The sequence below is a fragment of the Shewanella waksmanii genome, assembly GCF_043643685.1.
GTDB classification, from domain to species: domain Bacteria; phylum Pseudomonadota; class Gammaproteobacteria; order Enterobacterales; family Shewanellaceae; genus Shewanella; species Shewanella waksmanii_A.
The window spans coordinates 228,173-250,498 of the sequence record NZ_JBHZSN010000001.1; the positions used below are offsets into that span (position 1 = coordinate 228,173).

At 44.5% G+C, this 22,326-nt stretch carries 19 protein-coding genes; 15 read left to right on the forward strand and 4 right to left on the reverse strand.

Annotated features, from left to right (window positions below):
• Positions 1–119 precede the first annotated feature (119 nt).
• Positions 120–2,486 (reverse strand): phosphoketolase family protein, encoded by a 2,367-nt coding sequence (locus tag ACHUFW_RS01080; protein ID WP_394200144.1) that lies wholly within the window; start codon positions 2,484–2,486, stop codon positions 120–122.
• A 433-nt stretch (positions 2,487–2,919) separates the two neighbouring features.
• Here ACHUFW_RS01080 and ACHUFW_RS01085 point away from each other — a divergent pair, with 433 nt between their 5' ends.
• Positions 2,920–4,398: an alanine/glycine:cation symporter family protein gene (locus ACHUFW_RS01085; protein WP_394200145.1), complete on the forward strand. Its 1,479-nt coding sequence runs from the start codon at positions 2,920–2,922 to the stop codon at positions 4,396–4,398.
• A 123-nt stretch (positions 4,399–4,521) separates the two neighbouring features.
• Positions 4,522–5,295, forward strand: a complete 774-nt coding sequence (gene yaaA / locus ACHUFW_RS01090; RefSeq protein ID WP_394200146.1) for a peroxide stress protein YaaA — start codon at positions 4,522–4,524, stop codon at positions 5,293–5,295.
• A 59-nt stretch (positions 5,296–5,354) separates the two neighbouring features.
• Here the strand turns inward: yaaA and ACHUFW_RS01095 are convergent, their stop codons facing one another.
• Complete coding sequence (locus ACHUFW_RS01095) at positions 5,355–6,770, reverse strand: M20/M25/M40 family metallo-hydrolase (protein WP_394200147.1); 1,416 nt, start codon at positions 6,768–6,770, stop codon at positions 5,355–5,357.
• Positions 6,771–6,905: 135 nt separating this feature from the next.
• On the opposite strand from ACHUFW_RS01095, the gene ACHUFW_RS01100 reads away from it, so the two are divergent.
• A complete protein-coding gene (locus ACHUFW_RS01100; protein WP_028774842.1) occupies positions 6,906–7,202 on the forward strand; it encodes an ArsR/SmtB family transcription factor in 297 nt (98 codons plus the stop codon).
• Positions 7,203–7,399: 197 nt separating this feature from the next.
• Here ACHUFW_RS01100 and rpsT read toward each other — a convergent pair whose 3' ends face one another.
• Entirely contained in the window at positions 7,400–7,666 is a 267-nt protein-coding gene (gene rpsT, locus ACHUFW_RS01105) for a 30S ribosomal protein S20 (RefSeq protein ID WP_028772570.1), read from the reverse strand.
• Between the two features lie 246 nt (positions 7,667–7,912).
• On the opposite strand from rpsT, the gene murJ reads away from it, so the two are divergent.
• The 12 genes from murJ (at position 7,913) to ACHUFW_RS01165 (ending at position 21,742) form a co-directional block, all read left to right on the forward strand.
• Positions 7,913–9,472, forward strand: a complete 1,560-nt coding sequence (gene murJ, locus ACHUFW_RS01110; protein WP_394200148.1) for a murein biosynthesis integral membrane protein MurJ — start codon at positions 7,913–7,915, stop codon at positions 9,470–9,472.
• 65 nt (positions 9,473–9,537) lie between these two features.
• Positions 9,538–10,473, forward strand: coding sequence for a bifunctional riboflavin kinase/FAD synthetase (ribF, locus tag ACHUFW_RS01115; protein ID WP_394200149.1), 936 nt, complete (start codon positions 9,538–9,540; stop codon positions 10,471–10,473).
• A 32-nt stretch (positions 10,474–10,505) separates the two neighbouring features.
• Positions 10,506–13,328 (forward strand): isoleucine--tRNA ligase, encoded by a 2,823-nt coding sequence (gene ileS / locus ACHUFW_RS01120; RefSeq protein ID WP_394200150.1) that lies wholly within the window; start codon positions 10,506–10,508, stop codon positions 13,326–13,328.
• A gap of 13 nt (positions 13,329–13,341) precedes the next feature.
• Positions 13,342–13,863, forward strand: coding sequence for a signal peptidase II (gene lspA / locus ACHUFW_RS01125; RefSeq protein WP_394200151.1), 522 nt, complete (start codon positions 13,342–13,344; stop codon positions 13,861–13,863).
• Positions 13,864–13,872: 9 nt separating this feature from the next.
• On the forward strand, positions 13,873–14,295 hold the full coding sequence (gene fkpB / locus ACHUFW_RS01130; RefSeq protein ID WP_394200152.1) for an FKBP-type peptidyl-prolyl cis-trans isomerase: 423 nt from the start codon (positions 13,873–13,875) through the stop codon (positions 14,293–14,295).
• Between the two features lie 2 nt (positions 14,296–14,297).
• Positions 14,298–15,248 (forward strand): 4-hydroxy-3-methylbut-2-enyl diphosphate reductase, encoded by a 951-nt coding sequence (gene ispH, locus ACHUFW_RS01135; protein ID WP_394200153.1) that lies wholly within the window; start codon positions 14,298–14,300, stop codon positions 15,246–15,248.
• A 229-nt stretch (positions 15,249–15,477) separates the two neighbouring features.
• Positions 15,478–16,032: a type IV pilus modification protein PilV gene (pilV, locus tag ACHUFW_RS01140; protein WP_394200154.1), complete on the forward strand. Its 555-nt coding sequence runs from the start codon at positions 15,478–15,480 to the stop codon at positions 16,030–16,032.
• On the forward strand, positions 16,033–17,016 hold the full coding sequence (locus ACHUFW_RS01145) for a PilW family protein (protein ID WP_394200155.1): 984 nt from the start codon (positions 16,033–16,035) through the stop codon (positions 17,014–17,016).
• 12 nt (positions 17,017–17,028) lie between these two features.
• Positions 17,029–17,466: a pilus assembly PilX family protein gene (locus ACHUFW_RS01150; RefSeq protein ID WP_394200156.1), complete on the forward strand. Its 438-nt coding sequence runs from the start codon at positions 17,029–17,031 to the stop codon at positions 17,464–17,466.
• Positions 17,466–21,029: a pilus assembly protein gene (locus ACHUFW_RS01155; RefSeq protein WP_394200477.1), complete on the forward strand. Its 3,564-nt coding sequence runs from the start codon at positions 17,466–17,468 to the stop codon at positions 21,027–21,029. The genes ACHUFW_RS01150 and ACHUFW_RS01155 overlap by 1 nt, the downstream gene beginning before the upstream one ends.
• A gap of 30 nt (positions 21,030–21,059) precedes the next feature.
• Entirely contained in the window at positions 21,060–21,452 is a 393-nt protein-coding gene (locus ACHUFW_RS01160) for a type IV pilin protein (protein ID WP_394200157.1), read from the forward strand.
• Positions 21,449–21,742, forward strand: a complete 294-nt coding sequence (locus tag ACHUFW_RS01165; RefSeq protein ID WP_394200158.1) for a TapY2 family type IVa secretion system protein — start codon at positions 21,449–21,451, stop codon at positions 21,740–21,742. The genes ACHUFW_RS01160 and ACHUFW_RS01165 overlap by 4 nt, the downstream gene beginning before the upstream one ends.
• Here the strand turns inward: ACHUFW_RS01165 and ACHUFW_RS01170 are convergent.
• The gene (locus tag ACHUFW_RS01170; RefSeq protein ID WP_394200159.1) at positions 21,739–22,281 is read right to left on the reverse strand and encodes a GspH/FimT family pseudopilin; all 543 of its coding nucleotides are present in this window, start codon (positions 22,279–22,281) and stop codon (positions 21,739–21,741) included. The genes ACHUFW_RS01165 and ACHUFW_RS01170 overlap by 4 nt on opposite strands.
• Positions 22,282–22,326 lie beyond the last annotated feature (45 nt).

The following is a 22,326-nucleotide window of genomic DNA, read 5'->3' on the forward strand; positions in this document are numbered from 1 at the left end:
CTACTCTAAATGTTAAATTTGCCAAACAATTTGATGACATATTGTTGAGAGTTTTAGTTTTTATATAAAAAAAGAGGATGCCGGGGCATCCTCTTTACACGATTGAAATGGCGCTATTTTTAGCGCGTCCAGACCCAGTCTTCAATGCTGCTAGGATCCACACCATGAGCTTTGATGTAATTTCTATGGTCAACTAAGCGTTGTAACATGTCAGTGGTAATCGACACATGTTGTGTTTCGTCGATAACACCTTGCTGGAACAACTTGTATGCCATATCAATCACTAGGTGATAGCGTGAAGTACCATTGCGAACGCCCATATCAAATGGGGTCGTGGTAGAACCTTCCTCTTCATAACCTTTGATACGGAAACGATGGCTGCCTTTATAGTCAAATACTAACTTCTTAATGGTATTTGGGTAGCCATGGTAGTTAAATACCACGCCTTTATCTTCGGTGAAGACTTCGTCCATTAGCCAAGGTTTAGACTGGAACTTGCGACTGCCAAGGCCGCTGCTATTAAGTTCAGTTACGCTAACAAAGCGCACTCTTACTCTAGGTAATAACTCGCGAAGCAATACCAGTGAAGCTAAGCACTCTTGGGTGACGTAATCACCACAACCTGCTAACACGACATCAGGATTTTCATCAGAGGCGAAATCCCACACCATGACACCATCTTTAGCTTGTTTACGCGCTTCCTCTAGGGTTAGCCATTGTGGAAGTGATTTCTTACCTGCAACTAAGATGTTCAGCTTGTCTCTGTCTTCATAGGCACGCTCAGTGTAAACCAAGGTACTGTTGCCATCTGCAGGTAAGTAAGCGGAAATGATTTTTGGATGCTTCTCAAGCATCGCACCTAAGAAAGAGGGGTTTTGGTGTGAATAGCCATTGTGGTCCTGACGTTCTAATAATGACGAAAGTACCACGTTACAAGCAGGAACAGGCTTACGGAAGTGAACCCCTTGGCTAGCATAGACGTACTTACAGTATTGGTCAGCCATCGATGACACCACTTGCGAGAAAGCTTCATAAGTGGGGAACATAGCGTGACGGCCAGTTACTGTATAACCGTGCAGCATACCAAATAAAAGGTTTTCCGATAGTAACTCTATGACTCGGCCATCGCGAGACATATCCTCATCCCAGCTTTCAATCGGCCATTGCCAAGCGCGCTCAGTTTCTTCAAAAACAGCTTGTAATTGGTTGGAATAGGTTTCATCTGGGCAGAAGATACGTAAGTTACGCTGATCACGGTTGAGCTTGAATGCATCACGCATCCATTCACCCATCTTGTACATAGATAAGCCACGTTGACCTCTTGGGGTCTCTGCGCCATATGCCAGTTTTTCTAAGTCAGGCTTAGTCAGTGAGCGCACGACCTCTCCACCATAGCTTAGATGTTGGCGACCACAACTGAGCTCTTTAGGTGGTAACAAGGATTGAATATCTTCATCGAAAACCAACTCGCCTTGTTCATTGATTTGGTATAGCTCATCGAACTTGTAGCTTGCTAGCCAGTCATTTAGCGCTGCAAGGTGACCTGCATCAGTGGCACATTTGTTGACAATCACTTGGTGAGAGTCGCAGTTGCCTTCTAGCTTTTTACCATCATAGTTTGCGGTACCAGTCCAACCTTTAGCTGTACGCATTAGGATCACTGGCCAACGGGGCTTGACGATGTCTTCGCCCGCACGAGCGCGGGTTTGGATATCATTTATCATCTCGTAAGAGAGATCCATTGCCGCGGTCATTTGCTCATAAACATCTTGCTCTAGTTGATCGTCAACAATAATCGGGTGATAGCCTAAACCACGAAATTCAAGGTCTAACTCTTCATGGCTCATACGGCCCATACGGGTCGGGCCAGAAATTTTATAACCATTGATATGCACAATCGGTAACACGGCACCGTTGTTTTTCGGAGAAACTAATCTATTGGCATACCAAGAAGCGGCAAGAGGGCCGGTTTCTGACTCACCATCACCAATTAAACAGGCTGCAATGAGATCTGGGTTATCTAATACCGCTCCCCATGCGACCGATAAAGAGTAACCTAACTCACCACCTTCAAGAATCTGCCCTGGTGCTTCAGGGTTAGCATGTGACGGGTAGCCATAGGCAGCTGAAAATTTCTTACAGATATCTTCAATGCCTGACTCGTTGTAAGGAATCGTATCTGGGTAGTAATGGCTGAGTGAACCCTCCATAAAAAGGTTCGCTTGTACCGCTGGAAAGCCGTGACCTGGGCCAACCAAATACAAGAAAGGTCTTTGAGTTTTAGTGATGAGACGATTGACGTTTGCGTAGACGAAGTTGATACCTGGACAGGTTCCCCAGTGCCCTAGCAGTCTAGGTTTGATGTCGCTGTGTTGCAGTGGACGTTTATGTAGAACGTTTTGTTTAAGATAGATTTGTGAGGTAGCGAGAAAGTTGCTAGCTCTCACAAACTTCTTCAGTGCGCTGATCTCTTGCTGTTGTGACATAAATAACCCCATTTATAGTAAGCAAAAAGTTAATCAAAGCTCTTGGTCGGTACTATATTTGTAATTTTATTACAAAAGTGTGTTCTATATCTTACTTTTTGAAAGTAATTTAATTGGTCAAATGTTAACTTTATGGTGGTAAATGCTAAGTTGCTAGTGTTAATGCAGTGATTTACATTTGTGAACGCCTGTTTAGCCAGTGTCACGCAAAAGAAGATCTGTGATCGGGATCACGCGAGGTAATTTTAATGCTATGCTATTTTGGTTTATCGAATACGGCACACTGCATTTAACTCAATGTAGTGATAAGGACAAGTTTACAAGATAAATCGCCGTTATTCTTTGAACAATTTGGGAAGGAAAATCAATCAAACAGATCCGGCCATGGGGATGCACCTGCTTGGCCGGTTTTGTTATGGGAACTGAGAATATTATGTTGGAATCATTAGTTACACTCATAGAGTCTGCTGTTAACGCTATCAATGGCATGCTGTGGGGAAGTGTACTTATTTATGTGCTCGTTGCGGCGGGTGTGTTGTTTACTTTAAAACTTGGTTTTATACAGTTTAGGATGTTTGGTCACGGCGCAAAATTGGTTGTGCAAGGACGTGAAAAGGTTAACGGCATCTCGTCATTCCAAGTGTTTTGTACATCAATGGCCGCTCGTGTCGGTACCGGTAATATGGCTGGTGTTGCCGTTGCGATTACCGTTGGTGGTGCCGGCGCGATCTTCTGGATGTGGTTAATTGCCTTACTCGGTATGGCCACGGCATTTATTGAGTCGACCTTAGCGCAAGTATACAAAGTTAAAGATGATGAAGGGCAGTTCCGTGGTGGTCCAGCCTATTATATGGAGCGTGGTCTAGGTAAGCGCTGGATGGGAACAGTATTCTCGATCCTATTAATTATCGCGTTTGGCTTTGCTTTCAACGCAGCGCAAGCTAACACGATGACAGATGCGCTCAATAATGCCTTTGGTTTCGACAAAACCATCATCGGCTTAGTTATTGTTGCTTTCTCGGCTTACATTATTTGTGGTGGTTTAAAGAAAGTTGCTAAGACTTCTGAAATCATTGTGCCAATAATGGCAGTAGCTTACTTAGCGATTGCATTAGTTGTGCTGGTTATGAACATCGATCAAGTTCCTGCCGCGCTAAGCTTAATTGTGAAAAGTGCCTTTGGTTGGGAAGAAGCTGCTGGTGGCGCGATGGGCGCCATGATGGCGGGTATTGCTCGTGGTTTGTTCTCGAACGAAGCGGGTATGGGTAGTGCGGCTAATATTGCAGCATCTGCATCGCCAAACCCTAACCACCCAGCGTCTCAGGGCTTTGTACAGATGATTGGTGTATTTGTTGATACCTTAGTTATTTGTACTGCTTCTGCAGCGATTATTTTACTTTCTGGTGTGTTAGATAACCCTGGTGAACAGCAAGGTATTGGTCTACTACAGCTAGCATTGACCAATGAAATGGGTGGCTGGGCTGCATACTTTATTGCTTTTGCAATTATTTTGTTCTGCTTCTCCTCTATCATTGCCAACTACAGCTACGCAGAAAGCAATGTCATGTTCTTAACCAAGAGCAAGAAAGCGCTTTATAGCTTCCGTGTATTGGTACTGGGCATGGTAATGGCTGGTTCGGTCGCTTCTTTAAGTTTGGTGTGGAACTTTGCTGATGTCTCGATGGGGCTTATGGCACTGGTCAATATTGCAGCGATTGTGATGCTGTCAAAAGTTGCCTATGCCGTTATTAAGGATTATGAACAACAGATCAAAACAGGCGTAAACCCTACTTTTGATGCTGCTAAGTTCCCAGAGATTGAAGGTCTAGAGGGCGGTATCTGGAAAGGTAAATCAGCGCCAACCGGACAGTCAAATAGTGAAACGGTTGCCTCAGAGGCATCTAAAATCTAAGGTTAGCTAACTCATTGACAAAATGAATTAGAACTATCTAAAAAACCACGTTAAATCAGCGTGGTTTTTTTGTATGCCGCAGATTATGATAGAGCCAATGAAGCCGATTTTGAAGGACAGACAATGCTGATATTAGTATCACCAGCAAAAACGCTCGATTATGAAAATCCCGCACCAACAAAAGATTATACGGTGCCGACCTTACTTGAATATAGCAGTGAGCTAATTGATGTATGTCGCCAATTAACCCCAGCCGATATCGCTTCTTTGATGAAAGTGAGTGATAAAATTGCAGGCTTGAATGCTGCGAGATTCGAGTCTTGGGATGCGGCATTTACGCCAGACAACGCCAAACAAGCGCTATTTGCTTTTAAAGGCGATGTATACACAGGACTGGATGCTGAAACATTATCTGTTGATGCATTGCACCGGGCTCAGAAACATTTGCGTATGCTATCTGGATTATACGGCTTACTAAGGCCGTTGGACTTGATGCAAGCTTACCGATTGGAAATGGGCACCAAATTAGCTAATCCCAAAGGGACTAACCTGTATCAGTTTTGGGGCGAGACCATCACCCAAAGTGTCAATGAAGCATTGGCAGAGCAGGGAGACAACATCTTAGTTAATTTAGCCTCTAATGAGTACTTTAAAGCGGTTAAACCTAAATTGGTTGATGGCACCATCATTACGCCAGTCTTTAAGGACAAGAAGGCTGGGCAATATAAAGTCATTAGCTTTTACGCTAAAAAGGCGCGCGGTATGATGGTTAGATATATTCTGGACAACAATATCGATACTATCGAAGGCTTAACTCAATTTGATACAGCCGGTTACTACTACAGTGAAGCAGAATCGACTGACATATCACCGGTGTTCTTACGCGAAGAGCAATAACAGTGAGTGACAAAAAAGCAGCCAAATTAGGCTGCTTTTTTATTTTATTCCACATATCATTACTGCTTTTTGGCAATAGGGCGAAGCTGCAACTCTGACTGGGCCATTAAGTAAGCAAATTGCGCATAGGCTGCGACATTTTGCGCAAGGGCTGCTGGTTCAATCTTATCTAAGGTATCGTTAGGTGTATGGTGATAGTCAAAGTAATCTGTACCATCTTGACGAAGAGACGCTACCGGTACTCCTAAGTTAGGTAGCATTGATACATCAGGACCACCAGAAGCGGTATTATTGCCTTTTGCAACGCCGTTATTCGCCATAACAGCAGTTAAGTTTTGTAGTGCCGGTAGGACTTGCTCATTCACTCTAAAGTCGAGCTGATAGATTCGACCAGCACCAAAATCTGACTCTGCAGCAATATAGTGTTTATCTAACTCATCTGCATGATCTTTTGCATAGGTTTTACCGCCAACTAGACCTACCTCTTCAGCAGCATAAAGCACTACTCGCACTGTTCTAGCCGGTTTTTGCGGCAAATCTTGAATCAATTTGCCGGCTGCAGTGACAATACCAACCCCTGCGCCGTCATCGATGGCACCAGTACCTTCATCCCACGAGTCTAAGTGAGCGCCAATTAGCACGATCTCATCAGGTTTTGTTGCACCAGTTACTTCAGCGATGACGTTGTATGAGGTGGCAACACCATGGCTTTGTGGCGACATGGAAAGATTAATCGTAACCGAGTCACTCCGTTTTAGCATTAAGTTGAGTTGGTCTGCATCTGGGCTAGAAAGGGCTGCTGCTGGAATTCTTGCGACGCCTTCTTTATAGCGCATCATACCTGTGTGAGCCATGCGGTCATGGTCAGTACCGATAGAGCGTATCACAATCCCTACTGCGCCTTTTTCAGCCGCTGCAACAGCGCCGCGAGAGCGACCGCCGACGGTAATGCCATAGCCTTTACCTGTTTTATGTCGCTCGGTTTTGTGATCGATAAAGACAATTTTGCCTTTTACATCTTCACTGTTGGCTTCCTTAAGTGCAGCAAGAGTGTCAAAGCGGATGATATCAGCTTGTAATCCTGCTTTTGGGGTTGCAACAGAGCCTCCTAGTGCAGTGATAACCAAAGGTTGTGGATATGGGTGGGTGACACTGGCACTGGCATGTCCGCGTTCCCATACAGGCACTTGAACGGCTTCTTGGTAAACCTTATCAAACCCTAGGCCTTTGAGCTTGTTTACTGCCCATTCGACAGCAACCAGATCTTTGTCGCTACCTGCAAGACGAGGGCCTACTTCTACGGTCAATGATTCGACCAGCTCATAGGCTAAATTCGAATTTAGAGCTTGCTGCTGAAGGGAGATGGCTACGGCGTCATCACCGGTATATTGTGTGGCTTGTTCGTTGGTTTGTTGGCAGCCAATTAAGCTGACAAAAATTAGGCCGAACAGAACGGTTATAGGGCTTCTTTTCATGAGTTTCCTTTATTTTTACTACGTATGTCCCATTTTTGAAAACAATCTAGCAAAAAGTGTGCTTTATGTCCCGACTATATTTCTGCTGCAACGTTATATTAGGGACGGGGTTTGTTTTAGGAGAAAATGCTCGTAATGAATATCGAATTAATGCAGCAACGAGCGGACCATGCCGTTGTATTGCTGAAGGCTTTGGCTAACGAACGTCGATTGTTTATCTTATGCTATTTGCTAAGTGAAGGAGAGATGTGTGTCGGTGAGATGAATAAGAAATTGGGCTTAAGTCAATCTGCACTGTCACAGCACTTAGCATGGTTAAGAAAGGATAATTTGGTTGAGACCCGTAAAGAGGCTCAAACAGTTTATTATTCTTTGAAGAGTCAAGAAGTCTCTGAAATTATCAAGCTATTAAACAATATCTATTGCCACTAATCCTGCAATAGCTCGGTGCTGGCGGAACGTCATAGTTCGGTCAGCGTTTTGCTATTTGTGTATATCGTGATGTGGTCACTGATAGTGTTGCTGACGGGGGGAGGCGGCTTATCAGAAGGTTAAGACAAGTTCGATACAAAGTTGTAGATATAAAAAAACCGGCTTAAGCCGGTTTTTTTAATTCGTTAAACGAAAAATTAAGCAGCAAGTGCTTTAATTTTTGCGTTTAGACGAGCCTTATGACGTGCAGCTTTATTCTTGTGAATAAGGCCTTTAGTCGCCATACGGTCAACGATTGGTTGTGCAGCATTAAATGCTTCAGTAGCCGCTTTGTGATCGCCAGCTTGAATAGCTGCGATTACTTTTTTCACGTAAGAACGTAACATTGAACGACGGCTAGCATTGTGCTGACGACGTTTTTCAGATTGAAGCGCGCGCTTCTTTGCAGACTTGCTATTAGCCAAGGTGCAACTCCTAAAAGGGTTAGATATTTTTAAAGGTCGAGGAATATGCCCTTTTTTTGTCACTTTGTCAATGACAATGATCGAAAGTTTATCCTAAAGATAAATTAATCGCTCATACTTGGCGTTTCTCAACCCAACTCGTGTAATATGGGCGCAATTCTAGCAGTATTTGTGGCTAGGCAACAGGGGGAATTCGAGATTTCTGGATGTTTGCCCGTACATAATCTGCACTGGTTCGGGGGCATTTTGAGCAACAAACTTTTCAAGTCAGGGATGATTGTCAGTGCTATGACACTGATTTCTCGTGTATTAGGTTTGGTTAGGGATGTAGTTATCGCTAATCTAATGGGCGCCGGAAGTAGCGCTGATGTGTTCTTTTTTGCTAATAAAATTCCTAATTTTCTGCGCCGATTATTTGCCGAAGGTGCTTTTGCCCAAGCATTTGTGCCGGTACTGACTGAATACCAACAGAAACAAACCGATGAAGCAGTACAGCAGCTACTAAGCAAAGTCGCTGGTACTTTAGGGCTAGTGATAACAGTGGTCACTTTGTTAGGGGTCATTGGCTCGCCGTTGTTAACGGCGTTGTTTGGTGGTGGTTGGTTTTTAGCTTGGTTGAACGATGAGCCTAATGGTGAGAAGTTTGAATTAGCCGCGTTAATGTTGAAAATCACTTTTCCCTATTTGTGGTTCATTACCTTCACAGCGCTGGCGGGTTCTATTTTAAACACTCGGGGTCGATTTGCTGTTTCAGCGTTTACGCCGGTGTTTTTAAATGTGGCCATTATCGGGGCGGCATTATATATCGCACCTAACATGGCTAAGCCTGAAATTGGCCTTGCTATTGGGGTCTTTTTAGGTGGTTTGATTCAATTTTTGTTTCAGATCCCTTTTCTTTACCGCGAGCGTGCTCTGGTTAAACCCAGTTGGGGATGGCATCACCCTGGGGTGGTTAAGATTAGAACCTTGATGATTCCAGCCTTGTTTGGTGTTTCAGTGTCGCAGATTAACTTGTTGCTCGATACGTTTATCGCCAGTTTTCTAGTGACAGGCTCGATTAGTTGGCTGTATTACTCAGATAGATTACTTGAGTTCCCACTTGGGCTTTTTGGTATTGCCATTGCCACAGTTATTTTACCCGCATTATCAAAAAAGCATGTCAATGAAGAGGGGGCCGGTTTCGCACAAACCATGGATTGGGGGGTAAAGGCGATATTGCTGCTAGGACTGCCTGCCATGTGTGGATTGATTGTGTTGGCGAAGCCCATGTTAATGGTGCTGTTTATGCGTGGTGCTTTTGGGCTCGATGATGTTGAAATGGCATCATACAGCTTGATGGCCTATGGTAGCGGTTTGTTGAGCTTTATGATGATTAAAGTTCTGGCGCCAGGATTTTACTCGCGCCAAGATACCAAAACACCGGTGAAATATGGCATTATCGCGATGGTGAGCAATATGGTGTTTAACCTCATTTTTGCGATTCCATTTGGATATGTAGGACTTGCAATTGCAACTTCACTTTCTGCACTACTAAATGCAACTTTATTATATCGTGGTCTACACCGAGCAGGTGTTTATCGAGTCACGGGGCAAACAGTGATGTTTTTTATTAAAACGCTTATAGCTTCTGCTGTGATGGTTTTGTTTATATATCAGTTTCTTCCAACGGTTAATCAATGGGTAGAATTTGCGTTTATTAGTCGAGTCTACTGGCTGTTCGGACTCATATTTTCTGCCGCTTTTGTCTATCTAATTGCGATGATTTTGATGGGAATTCGACCTTGGCGACTGAAAGCTGGCTTTTGAGTGCTGATAATCGTGTCTAGCTGGTATATAATCCGCCAACTTATGCTTGCTAGTTATTGAATGTAATGGAACTGATCCGCGGTATACATAATATTTTGCCCTCCCACCATGGTTGCGTGCTAACTATCGGAAATTTCGATGGTGTGCATCGTGGTCATGCTGAAGTGATCGGTAAACTAGTCAAAAAAGCTGAACAATTTCAGGTCTCATCGTGTGTGATGACTTTTGAACCCCAACCGCAAGAGCTGTTTCGCGGTGAAAATGCGCCTGCTCGTTTAAGCTTATTGCGAGACAAGATTAGCTTGTTGGACGAGCTAGGGGTTGAGCGATTATTGTGTGTAAGCTTCAATCAGAAGTTTGCCAATATGCCAGCTCAAGCATTTATTGAGCAGTTGTTGGTGAAAAAGCTTGGCGTACGCTATTTAGTGGTCGGCGATGATTTTTGTTTCGGCCATGGACGTCAAGGTGATTTTGACATGCTTAAACGCGCCGGAGAGCAGTTTGGTTTTGCTGTGGTTAGCACACAGAGCTTCTTGCTTGGTGATAAACGGGTGAGCTCTACTGAGGTTCGCCAGTTGTTGGCCAAAGGTAACTTGGAGCAAGCTAGGCGGCTACTTGGGCACCCGATGACGTTATCTGGCCGTGTTGCCCATGGACAGAAAATCGGGCGCACCATTGGCTTCCCTACGGCAAACATTGCCCTAAAACGCAAAGTAACCCCTGTTCGTGGGGTGTTTGCTGTGAAGCTTTATTGGCAGGGAAGTGATATATATGAAGGGGTGGCGAATGTCGGCTTTAGGCCCACAGTTAATGGCCAAACCTGTCAGTTAGAAGTCCATTTATTTGATTTCGATGGCGACCTTTATGGGAAAACTGTTGAAGTTGAGTTAGTGGCAAAAATTAGAGATGAACAGCCATTTAAGTCTTTAGATGCGCTGAAGCGACAGATTAAAAATGATGCTGACAGAGCCAAAGCTCTGCTTGGCTTTGACGCAGGCTAAGCTCTGTTAGTTAAATAAATGGTATAGGATCAATGAGCGACTATAAATCTACATTAAATTTGCCGGAAACAGATTTTCCGATGCGCGGAAACCTGGCTAAACGTGAGCCAGAAATGCTGAAATCATGGACTAAAGATGGTTTATACCAGAAGATTCGTGAAAGCCGCAGCGGCGCAAAACCATTTATTCTCCATGATGGCCCGCCATACGCCAATGGCAGCATTCATATTGGTCACTCAGTCAATAAGATCCTTAAAGACATTATTATTAAGTCAAAAACCTTATCTGGTTTTGACGCCCCTTATATTCCTGGTTGGGACTGCCATGGTTTGCCAATTGAACTAAAAGTTGAGCAAAAAGTGGGTAAGCCAGGTCACAAAATCAGCGCTGGTGAGTTTCGTCAAAAATGTCGCGAATATGCGGCTAAGCAAGTTGATGGCCAACGTGACGACTTCATCCGTTTGGGCGTGTTAGGCGACTGGCAAAACCCTTACTTAACGATGAACTTCGACACCGAAGCTAATATCGTTCGCTCATTAGCTAAAGTGATTGATAGCGGTCACCTGCATAAAGGCGTTAAACCTGTGCACTGGTGTACCGATTGCGGCTCTGCTTTAGCAGAGGCAGAAGTTGAATACGAAGATAAAACATCTCCTGCTATCGATGTTGCATTTAGTGCAGTCGATAAAGACGCCGTATTAGCTAAATTTGGTGTAGATGCGTTAGACCTTGATGTGTCGATGGTTATTTGGACGACTACACCGTGGACATTGCCAGCTAACCGAGCACTATCCATTGCAGGCGATATCGATTACGCCTTGGTTGAATATGTTAAAGAAGGCCAGCGCACAGCGATTGTTGTTGCCCAAGCGCTGGTTGAGTCTTGCGTTGAACGTTTTGGTGCTGACAGCCATCAAGTTTTGGGGACCGTACAAGGCCAAGCGTTAGAGTTAATGCGTTTTAACCACCCATTTTATAGTTTCGATGTCCCCGTGATTATTGGTGATCACGTTACTATCGATTCAGGTACTGGTGTGGTGCATACCGCACCAGGTCATGGTCAAGATGACTTTGTTATCGGCCAAAAATATGGTTTAGAAGTTGCTAACCCAGTTGGCGACAATGGTGTTTACAAATCTGACACCGAGTTCTTTGCTGGCCAGCATGTCTTTAAAGCTAATGACAATGTCGTTGCATTACTTAAAGAGAAAGGTGCGCTACTTAACCATGTAGCATATCGCCATAGCTACCCACATTGCTGGCGCCATAAAACGCCAATCATTTTCCGTGCCACACCTCAGTGGTTTATTTCTATGGATAACAAAGGCTTGAGAACTCAATCACTCAGTGAAATTGAGCAAACTCAGTGGATCCCTGACTGGGGCCAAAGCCGAATTGAAAAGATGGTCGAAAACCGTCCTGATTGGTGTATTTCGCGTCAACGTACATGGGGCGTACCGATCACTTTATTTGTTCATCGTGAAACAGAAGAGTTACACCCAGATAGTGTTTCTTTAATGGAGCGAGTGGCGCATCGTATAGAGCAAGAAGGTATTCAAGCTTGGTGGGATCTTGATGCAAAAGAGCTATTAGGCGATGAAGCTGAACAGTATCGTAAAGTGACCGATACCTTAGATGTTTGGTACGACTCAGGGTCAACCTTCTCATCCGTTGTGGCTGCGCGACCTGAGTATCATGGTCATGGTGTGGATCTCTACCTAGAAGGTAGCGATCAGCATCGCGGCTGGTTCATGTCCTCATTAATGATTTCTACTGCAATGAGCGGCAAAGCACCTTATAAGCAAGTATTGACCCATGGCTTTACCGTCGATGGTCAGGGGCGCAAGATGTCTAAATCTGTGGGCAATGTTATTGCGCCGCAGCAAGTCACCAATAAATTAGGTGCAGATATTCTGCGTTTATGGGTAGCTGCAACCGATTACAGCGGTGAGATGACTGTTTCTGATGAGATTCTAAAGCGCAGCGCTGATGCTTATCGTCGTATTCGTAATACCGCGCGTTTCTTATTGGCTAACCTCAACGGCTTTAACCCTGAGACGGATATGATCGCTGTTGAAGATATGGTGGCGTTAGACCGTTGGGTTGTGCGCCGTGCGACCGCGTTGCAAGCCGAGATCCTTGAAGCGTATGAGCAGTACAACTTCCACTTAGTCACGCAAAAGTTAATGCAGTTCTGTTCAGTGGAGTTAGGTAGTTTCTATCTCGATATTATTAAAGACCGTCAGTACACAGCTAAGAGTGACAGTGTTGCTCGTCGCTCGTGCCAAAGTGCACTTTATCTGATTGCAGAGGCGATGGTTCGTTGGATAGCGCCAATCTTAAGCTTCACTGCGGATGAGATTTGGCAGCTATTACCTGGGGAGCGCGAGCAATACGTGTTTACCCAGCATTGGTATGACGGCCTGCAATCTATCACCCTAGATAGCGACCTAAGCGATGAATATTGGGCGAGTTTGATCACCGTGCGTGATGAAGTGAATAAAACCATTGAACAGGCTCGTCGTGAGCAACGTGTTGGTGGTTCACTAGAAGCGGAAGTGACCTTATTTGCCGATGAAAAATTAGCTGAGTCTTTGGCAGTGTTAGGCGATGAGTTACGTTTTGTATTGCTGACTTCAAACACTAAAGTACTTCCGTTAGCTGATGCTAGCGATGGTGCTCTAAGCACTGAGCTTGAAGGCTTGAAGCTGTTGGTTGAAAAGACTGCTGCGCAGAAATGTGATCGTTGCTGGCACCACCGTGAAGATGTTGGTGAAGTCGCTGAGCACCCACTGTTGTGTACGCGTTGTGTCACTAACATTGAAGGTGACGGCGAAGTTCGTCAGTTTGCCTAAGGAACCCGTCTCGATGCCATCAAGTTGGAAAGAAAGTGGCTTACGTTGGTATTGGATAGTTGTGTTAGTGTTTGTCGCTGACCAACTGTCCAAGCAATGGGTACTGGCAAGTTTTGACTTATATGAGTCAATTCAGTTGTTGCCATTTTTTAACTTCACCTACGTAAGAAATTATGGCGCTGCATTTAGCTTTTTGAGCGATGCTGGAGGCTGGCAACGATGGTTATTTACTTTTGTTGCTGTCGGCTTTAGTACCTTATTGACTATTTGGCTGCGCAAACAACCAAGCGATATGTGGCGGCTAAACTTAGCTTATACCTTGGTTATTGGTGGCGCGCTTGGCAACTTAGTTGATCGTTTGCAACATGGCTTTGTTGTCGATTTTCTCGATTTCTACTGGAACACGAGCCATTTCCCTGCATTTAATATCGCAGATTCAGCGATTTGTGTTGGTGCGGCATTGATAATTATCGATTCATTTATTAGCGATCGTGATGAGAAAAATGCAGCTCAAAAAGATAAGCCCGCGGCATAGGAGTACAAGATGACAGACCCTCGTTCGATAGTATGTCATATGAATATCGTGTTAGAAGACGGCTCAACGGCCGATAGCACCAAAGCATCGGGCAAACCTGCTAGATTAAATATCGGTGATGAAAGTTTAAGCCCAGCATTTGAAGCACAAATCGCCGGTTTGAAGTCAGGGGATAAACATACGTTTACCTTAGACCCATCAGATGCATTTGGTGAGTCTAATCCTGATGCCATTCATCATTTAGATCGCACTAAGTTTCCTGCGGATATGACCTTAGAAGAAGGCGTCATAGTCAGTTTCGCAGGACCTGGTGGTAGTGAGATCCCTGGGATTGTGAGAGCGGTTGCCGGCGACTCCGTGACTGTTGATCTGAATCATCCGCTAGCAGGGCGTAAGGTAACCTTTGAACTGGAAGTTGTAGAGGTATTATAACCATGAGCCAACAGCAGGGCAGTTTACAAATACAATTGGCTAACCCGCGAGGGTTTTGTGCCGGTGTTGATCGTGCTATCAGTATTGTTGAAAGGGCGTTGGAGTTATTTTCGCCACCAATCTATGTCAGGCATGAAGTTGTACATAACCGTTATGTTGTGCAAAACCTAAAAGATCGCGGCGCAGTATTTGTTGATGAGTTAGACCAAGTACCCGATGATAGTATCGTTATCTTTAGTGCACATGGCGTATCGCAAGCGGTTCGCAGTGAGGCTAAACGGCGTGGACTTAAAGTGTTTGATGCAACTTGTCCATTGGTGACTAAAGTACACTTACAAGTGACTCGCGCGAGTCGCAAAGGCATAGAATGTATTTTGATTGGTCATGCTGGTCACCCTGAGGTTGAAGGTACCATGGGACAATACGACAACCCAGAAGGGGGAGTCTTATTGGTGGAGTCACCTGAAGATGTGGCCAACCTTAAGGTTAAAGACCCTGAAAACCTCTGCTTTGTTACTCAAACCACATTGTCAATGGATGATACTGCCGATGTGATTGCGTCATTGCAAAAACGCTTCCCTTCAATTAAAGGGCCGCGAAAGGACGATATTTGCTACGCGACGCAAAATCGTCAGGACGCCGTGAGAAACGTTGCCAATAATGTCGACCTGTTTATTGTGGTTGGATCGAAAAATAGTTCTAACTCAAACCGCCTTAAAGAGCTCGCCATTAAGAAAGGCACTCAATCATACCTAGTGGATAATGCCGACGATATCGATGCGGCATGGTTTACTGGTATTTCAAAAGTTGCTGTAACGGCTGGCGCATCAGCACCAGAAGTACTGGTTAAGCAAGTTATTGATGCTATTGCTAAACTAGCTCCTAGTACTATTGTTGAAGTTGAAGGTCGCAAAGAAGATACCGTTTTTGAGGTCCCAGCTGAACTTAGGTAACTAAATCGTAGTTTGTAATTAAAGGAGCCTTATGGCTCCTTTTTTATTGCTTAAAATTTAGTCTGGCTATAATGAAATAGATTTTTAGACGCTAATATTACTAGCGTGTAACATCTGACTCATCTATGATTAACCAATGCAGTATAAATATATCTAAGATTAAGATTTTTAAAGAGTAAATCACTTTTTTGTAGTCAAAATTGTGACGATTTCAGAGGGTTTGACACTAATGCGAAAAAATGACAGAGGCTTTTCGTTGATCGAGGTCATGGTAGCGTTAGTGATCTTAGTTATTGGTTTAGTCGGTGTTTTTAATCTTCATGTGGTGGCAAAACGGGGCAGTTTTGAGTCGTTCCAGCAAACTCAAGCTTCATATTATGCCAATGACATTGTTAATCGTATGAAGCTTAATCGTAGTCAATTGGCTAACTATGCAGGTACGTTTTCGGGCAATTTATCCGAGCCCGCCAAATCCTGTGATGTTGCCATTGCGGCCAATGCCATTTGCACTACAGCAGAGACTCGACAGTGGGATCTTTACCAATGGGAGCAACTGTTCTCAGGTGCGGCTGAGCAAGTTGGTGGGCGAAATGTCGGTGGTTTAGATACACCAACAGCCTGCGTGCAAGTTCAAGGTAATGGCACAGTCACTGTAGTTATGGCCTGGCGTGGCATTCGTGAGGTGTCAGATGGTGCGGCTAATAATAGCAATAGTTTTGTAAAAGGGTGTGGTACAGCAAGTGATAGACGACGCATTTATGTGCTTAATACGGTGATTATTTAGATGAGAATTAACCGGGTAATAGCAGCTAGTAAACAATTTGGCATGTCACTTGTTGAGTTGATGGTAGCTATGGTCACTAGTTTGTTTTTAGCGGCTGGTGTTTTTGCGATGTTTAATATGTCGGCAACCAATGTGACAACAACTAGTCAGTTTAGCCAGCTACAGGAAAGCGGTCGTATTGCCTTGGCGCTGATTGAGCGAGATGTAACCCAATTGGGTTTTATGGCTGATATGACCGGTACTGATTTTGTTGTTGGTAATAATACTGATGTTTTAGCTGGCGCAGTTGCAAATGACTGTGTTGGTGGTGGATTGAATAATGCGACTTTACCTAATAACCAGCCTGCACATTTTCGTCGGCTTTGGGGTTATGAGTCAGGCGTTAGCGCTCAGTCATTTGCTTGTTTAAACGGGGTTGAAACCGGAACCGATGTTTTACAAATTAAGCGGCTAGTTGGTCCGTCTACGTTAGCGCCCAATAACCCAGCACGTTATTACGTGGCAACAACCGCTAATCAAGCAACATTCTTCACCGGCGCACAAGCAGCGCCAGTGATTACTAATGCGCGGTTTTGGGAATATCAGCATCATATCTATTTTATACGTAGTGATGGAGATATCCCTGTTTTACGTCGCAGAACCTTATCTGTGAATAACGGCATGAATAACGAGGAGCAGCTTGTAGAGGGCATCGAAAATATTCGGATCCTTTATGGTTTTGATAATGATGGTGATGATACCGCAGACACCTACATGCCGGTACAGAACGTGACCAATTTGATGTGGGACAACGAGTTGTTTCAGCGTTTAGTCTCGATGCGAGTGTTTTTGTTGGTCCGGGCGACAGAGGCGGATAGAAGTTATACCAATAATACCCAGTACACTCTAGGCGATAAAACCATAGCGGCACCGGGTGATAACTTTAGGCGCAAGGTTGTTTCAAGCACCATAGTGCTAGAGAACCCTGTGATGATTCGAAATTAGATGGGTCGAATAATGAAAAAACAACAAGGGTTAGTGTTATTTTTCTCGCTTATCGGTTTGCTGATAATGACTGTTATCGGCGTAGCCCTCGCGGTCAACTCAAGCCAATCGATGCGAATGGCTGGCGCCGGCTCTGAGCGTATAGAGGCGATGTCTGCGGCTCATGGTGCGCAAGAGCGGGTTATTGATAACTCAGAAGGTGCAACTATGGCTAATATGAATGCGACGATGACCACCACTGATAATAGCCTAGGGGCATCAGTAACCAATACGCTAACTCCTTTAAGCTTGGATGATGTGAGTTGCCAAAGGAGTACTAGAGCGAATTCTGCAAATCTGATCAGTTGCCGACGAGTTGAAGTGTCCAGTGCTGCGACGTTTGGACGTAGCAATTTAGGGCAGTTAACTGTGGTGGCAGGTGTAGAGCAAGAGGTTCTCACTGGGAGTTAATTATGTTTAACAAGTGTTTTATTGCGATTATTTTCGCAGCCGTTGCAGCGACTGGCGTGACTTTTGCTGATGATACTGAACTTTATGTATTTGAGTCCTCCACCAGAACGGGTTCTCGCCCCAAGGTGTTAATTATTTTTGATAACTCGGGAAGTATGGCAACCATTGAAGAAGATGAAGCCAGTGGTTATAACCCTGATTATGTCCAGCCAGATGGCACTCCCGGGTATCCCGCAGTAGGTAGTTCTAATTCCTATCAAGGTCGAATGCTGTATTTCACTAAAGGTGGCATAGATAATACCAGCTTACCGACGCCAGATAGCCCGTCTGAGTCAAGGCGGTTTCTCGATGCCATTAATGGTTGTAATCAAAGTAAAGAGGCTTTAGATAAGTATGGTCGTTTTACCGGCTATCTTCGAGAGTATAGTGTTAAAGGTAAAACCGGGACTTGGGAGGAGGTACCCGATAACAATGGTGCCAATATCGAGTTTATTGACTGTTGGGAAGATATTGAGCAGCTCGACCCTGTTAATGCCAATAGCATTGCTCAAGGCTTTCCGGTAGATGCATTAAGAGTGAATAATAAAGCCTATCCCTATAACCATGACAGTAGCGGTAACCCTACGTGGTCAGATGCGGCAGAGCTTGCAAAGGCCACAGGTTTTGGTACCGGTGAGCCTATTACTTTATATACCGATAACTATTTACGCTGGTATACACTAGTGCAAAGAGGCGAGTTACCAACGGTTCCAAAGTCACGTTTAGAGATTGCTAAAGAAGCTATGAAAAATATTGTCATATCTACACCATCAGTGGATTTTGGCTTAGCGGTTTTTAATCTCAATTACCCCTATGAGGGAGATCGCGATGGCGGACGTATTGTGTCCGGTATTCGCAAGATGTCCTCCTCAGCAAAAGAGTCTTTACTATCAACAATTGATATGCTACCAGCAGATACTAACACTCCTTTGTGTGAAACCTTGTTTGAAGCTTACCGATACTTTTCTGGTGGCGGTATTAAATATGGTCACAAAGACAGTGATTATAACTTTGGGGGGGGTAACAAATATCATTCGAATAACCCACCTTATGATACCAGCATTGAAAGCAGTGGCAGTTATATCTCACCAATGAAGGTGTGCCCTGATATCGCTTATGTGGTCTATATAACCGATGGTTCCCCAACTGTTGATACTTTTGCTAACAGTGATATCACCGCGCTTACGTCAGCTTCTGGAGTCAGTAGTGAAGGGGATTACTCCTCATTTAGTGAAGGTCTAAGTACTGCTAGCTATCTGCCAGCATTAGCAAGTTACATGTTTAATAACGACATGATTAATGAATTAGATGCTAATGGCGAAGATCAATTTCAAAATGTTCGAACCTTTACGATTGGTTTTAGTGAAGGTGCAAATGATGCAGCGCCACTATTGAAAGAAACCGCTAAGCGAGGCGGTGGTAAATACCTTCCAGCTAAAAATAGTCTCGAGTTGGAAAGTGCGTTAAGTGACGCCTTAACATCGATTTTAGCGATTGACTCCAGCTTTACCTCACCCAGTATTGCCAGCAATAATTTTGACCGTACACAGACCTTTGACGCCGCATATTATGCCATGTTCTTGCCTGGCAAGGGGCCTAGATGGAGCGGTAACCTGAAGAAATTAAAAGTGACTTCGGGGGGGACTTTAGTGGATTCAAATAATGTTGCAGCGATTGGCGATAATGGCAACATTAAAGACACAGCGTGTACTTATTGGAGTGATTGTAGCGCAGGTAAAGATGGTAACAAGGTTGAAAGTGGAGGCGTGGCCGCTATGTTACGTGGGGCTACATCGCGCCGTATGCTTAGTAATACAGGTTCTGGTGGCGCATTAGAGTCGCTGACTGTTGCCAATGCTGCCAATGGCAGTACAGCAGATCTTGCGGCGTACATGAACACTACAGAAGATCAACTTGATAATACCTTTAAATGGTTAGCAGGTAAGGACGTCGACGATGATAATAACGACCAAAGTACATCTGATATGCGGGTCGATATCATGGGCGACCCTCTGCATTCTAAACCGTTAGCCATTAATTTCGGTTCTGCTGGTTCTCCAGATGTTCGGATTTTACTAGGGACTAACCAAGGCTTTATGCACATGTTCAAGGATGGCGGCTCGTCTGTCACTGAGTCTTGGGCGTTTATGCCGTATGAGCTACTCCCTAACGTAAGTAAGCTACGTGACAATGTCGCATCCGGTGGGCACTCAGTTTATGGTATGGATTTGTCGCCAGTTGCCTATGTTAAAACTGGTGCTGGCGGGGTTGAAAAGGTATGGGTTTATGCAGGAATGAGGCGAGGAGGATCGTCTTATTATGCCGTAGATGTTACCAGCCCTGATAGCCCAAGATACATGTGGCGTATTTCACCCGATAGCGCCGGTTTTTCTGAGTTAGGCCAAACTTGGTCTGAGCCCGTTGTGACATCTATTCCTGGTTACGATAAACCGGTTCTTATCTTTGGTGGTGGTTATGATCGCACCTATGACACGACACCGAGTGCCACGCCTCTTGGAAGAAATGTTTATATTGTTGATGCCGAGCTTGGTACTTTATTGCACACTTTTGGGGCTAGTAGCGGCAGCGGTGTTACACAGCTGCCGGGAATTAGTGATAGTATTCCAAATTCAGTGGCGGTGTTAGATAGTGACAATGACGGTGCTACAGATAGAATCTATGCTACCGATACTGGTGGTAATGTCTGGCGTATGGACTTGCCAAGTAGTGATAAGAGTACCTGGACGGCGTTTAAATTTGCGACACTAGGTGGTAGCACGTTGATGAACGATAGACGCTTCTTTGCTGAGCCTGTTGTTGCCCAAACTGTATTTAGTAACATATCTGAAGTGACAGTATCAGAAACGACGCCTGAGGGGGAAACTTCAACCACCACTAAAACCTATCAAAATGTCCCTTATGATGCTATTGCCATTGGTAGTGGTAATAGGCCTAGTCCGTCTTCGACTGATACCGATGATATGTACTACATCATCCAAGATCGTAATGTGATAACACGTAGTTTTGATGGTAGTGAAAATGCTATTCCTGCGACGATAAGTCTCGCCGATCTATATAATGTCACTAGTAAGGCGCCAGAAACTGACAGTGAAAATATCGCTTTTGGTAAGAAATTAGGCTGGTATTACGATTTCACCGAACTTGGTGAGAAGAGCCTAACTGCGGGGTTAATTGTCGATGGTAAAGTGTATTTTACTTCTTATGTTCCGCCAGCTCAGGGGGTATCAGAAACCGTTTGTACAGCATCTGGTGAGGGAAGACTATATGTGTTCGATTTACATAAAGGGACGCGAACCCATGATTTCCTATATTACGAGTTAGGCGAACGAGTGCCTGATACACCGCAAATAGTTATCCCAGCGCCAGATTCTGGTGAAGACCCTTATATCTATATTATTGGTGTGAGTAAGGGGGAGAAAAATGAAGCAGGGGAATACACAGGAACCATCAATGTCGGCTCCGGCCTTGGCGTTAATAAAATTTATTATCACATCGACGAGTGACGTTAAATGATAGGATTGATTGAAAATAATATGGTTAAGTTAAAGCGAGGGTTTTCATTGGTGGAGCTAATGGTAGCGGTTGCCATTATAGGCATTATCTCTGCCATAGTTTACCCCGCTTATACCGAGTATGTGGCGGTAAGTGGCCGTGCTGAAGGCCATGCTGCAGTGATGCGGGTTGCCAACTTGCAGGAGCAGTTTTACTTAGATAACCGGGTTTATACAGAAGATATGACCGACTTAGGCTTAGCAGCAGATCCATTGAAAACTGAACATGAACATTACAGCGTTGACTCTGCAGGCACCGCTGATTTTACTGTTACGGCTACTGCATTAGGAAAGCAAGCTGCGCGTGATTCGGCTTGCGCCACAATGACGATAACAAGTGCTGGAGTTAAGTCTCCACAGGAGTGTTGGCAATGAGAGTTTGGTTAATTCTATTGTTGGCTTTAAGTTCGGCGGTAGCCCCTGTTAAGGCGGAACAAAAGGCTGAATATAAGTGTTTTGTTAATAGTCGCTTAGGTGAGCAAATTGTGTTCTATCGATGGAAAGTGGCTGAATATCAACTAAAGGTGAAGTCTTTACCTGGTCGTTCAAATGTAAGCAGTCGTGGTGATAAATTCCTCATAACAGATGTAGTCGAGTGCAAGTTAGAGAGTGAAGACTTTGATAATGCCAGCGCTAAAAAGCTTGATGCTATTACCCTGCGTTAACTGCAAGTGACACTGTTGATTGCAAACTGAATACGTCCTGAAGCTGATACCGTTACGCCTCGGGACTCATCGCTTGTTTTGCTACCTGGACAATAAACGAAGGTTCCAGAGGTTGAGTTGGTGGCAACGAGGCCGTCGGGACTAAAGCTGATGGATGATCCATCAAAGGTAACAAAATCACTGGAATTAAAGGCATCAAATTGTTGTAGCACTTGGTCTGTACCATCAATGCTATTTGCTGCGCCGCCATCAATAAAAATATGGAACCCATCTTTCCAGTCGGTGCCGCAACCAGAGCTTGCAGTGGGGCACATGGTGACTCGCGTACCATAACTCACTGCATAATTACGAGTCAGCAATAGCGACTGTTGAATACGGCGAATTTCGCCTTCGCTTCGGTAGGCTTCATACATGGTTTTCATCGAGGGAACACCTACGGTGATCAAAATGACCGCAATAACCATAGTGACCATTAGCTCAACAAGGGTAAACCCCTTTACTTGGCGTTTTACGTTGTGTCGCTCGATACCTGTATGCATATACTTCCCCTGACTACCCTTGTTAAGTATATGTGAGAAAGCCGT

Coding starts and splice junctions, on each gene's coding strand:
- ACHUFW_RS01080 (WP_394200144.1), bottom strand. CDS start 2,486: ATGTCACAACAGCAAGAGATCAGCGCACTGAAGAAGTTTGTGAGAGCT.
- ACHUFW_RS01085 (WP_394200145.1), top strand. CDS start 2,920: ATGTTGGAATCATTAGTTACACTCATAGAGTCTGCTGTTAACGCTATC.
- yaaA (WP_394200146.1), top strand. CDS start 4,522: ATGCTGATATTAGTATCACCAGCAAAAACGCTCGATTATGAAAATCCC.
- ACHUFW_RS01095 (WP_394200147.1), bottom strand. CDS start 6,770: ATGAAAAGAAGCCCTATAACCGTTCTGTTCGGCCTAATTTTTGTCAGC.
- ACHUFW_RS01100 (WP_028774842.1), top strand. CDS start 6,906: ATGAATATCGAATTAATGCAGCAACGAGCGGACCATGCCGTTGTATTG.
- ribF (WP_394200149.1), top strand. CDS start 9,538: ATGGAACTGATCCGCGGTATACATAATATTTTGCCCTCCCACCATGGT.
- ileS (WP_394200150.1), top strand. CDS start 10,506: ATGAGCGACTATAAATCTACATTAAATTTGCCGGAAACAGATTTTCCG.
- lspA (WP_394200151.1), top strand. CDS start 13,342: ATGCCATCAAGTTGGAAAGAAAGTGGCTTACGTTGGTATTGGATAGTT.
- fkpB (WP_394200152.1), top strand. CDS start 13,873: ATGACAGACCCTCGTTCGATAGTATGTCATATGAATATCGTGTTAGAA.
- ispH (WP_394200153.1), top strand. CDS start 14,298: ATGAGCCAACAGCAGGGCAGTTTACAAATACAATTGGCTAACCCGCGA.
- pilV (WP_394200154.1), top strand. CDS start 15,478: ATGCGAAAAAATGACAGAGGCTTTTCGTTGATCGAGGTCATGGTAGCG.
- ACHUFW_RS01145 (WP_394200155.1), top strand. CDS start 16,033: ATGAGAATTAACCGGGTAATAGCAGCTAGTAAACAATTTGGCATGTCA.
- ACHUFW_RS01150 (WP_394200156.1), top strand. CDS start 17,029: ATGAAAAAACAACAAGGGTTAGTGTTATTTTTCTCGCTTATCGGTTTG.
- ACHUFW_RS01160 (WP_394200157.1), top strand. CDS start 21,060: ATGGTTAAGTTAAAGCGAGGGTTTTCATTGGTGGAGCTAATGGTAGCG.
- ACHUFW_RS01165 (WP_394200158.1), top strand. CDS start 21,449: ATGAGAGTTTGGTTAATTCTATTGTTGGCTTTAAGTTCGGCGGTAGCC.
- ACHUFW_RS01170 (WP_394200159.1), bottom strand. CDS start 22,281: ATGCATACAGGTATCGAGCGACACAACGTAAAACGCCAAGTAAAGGGG.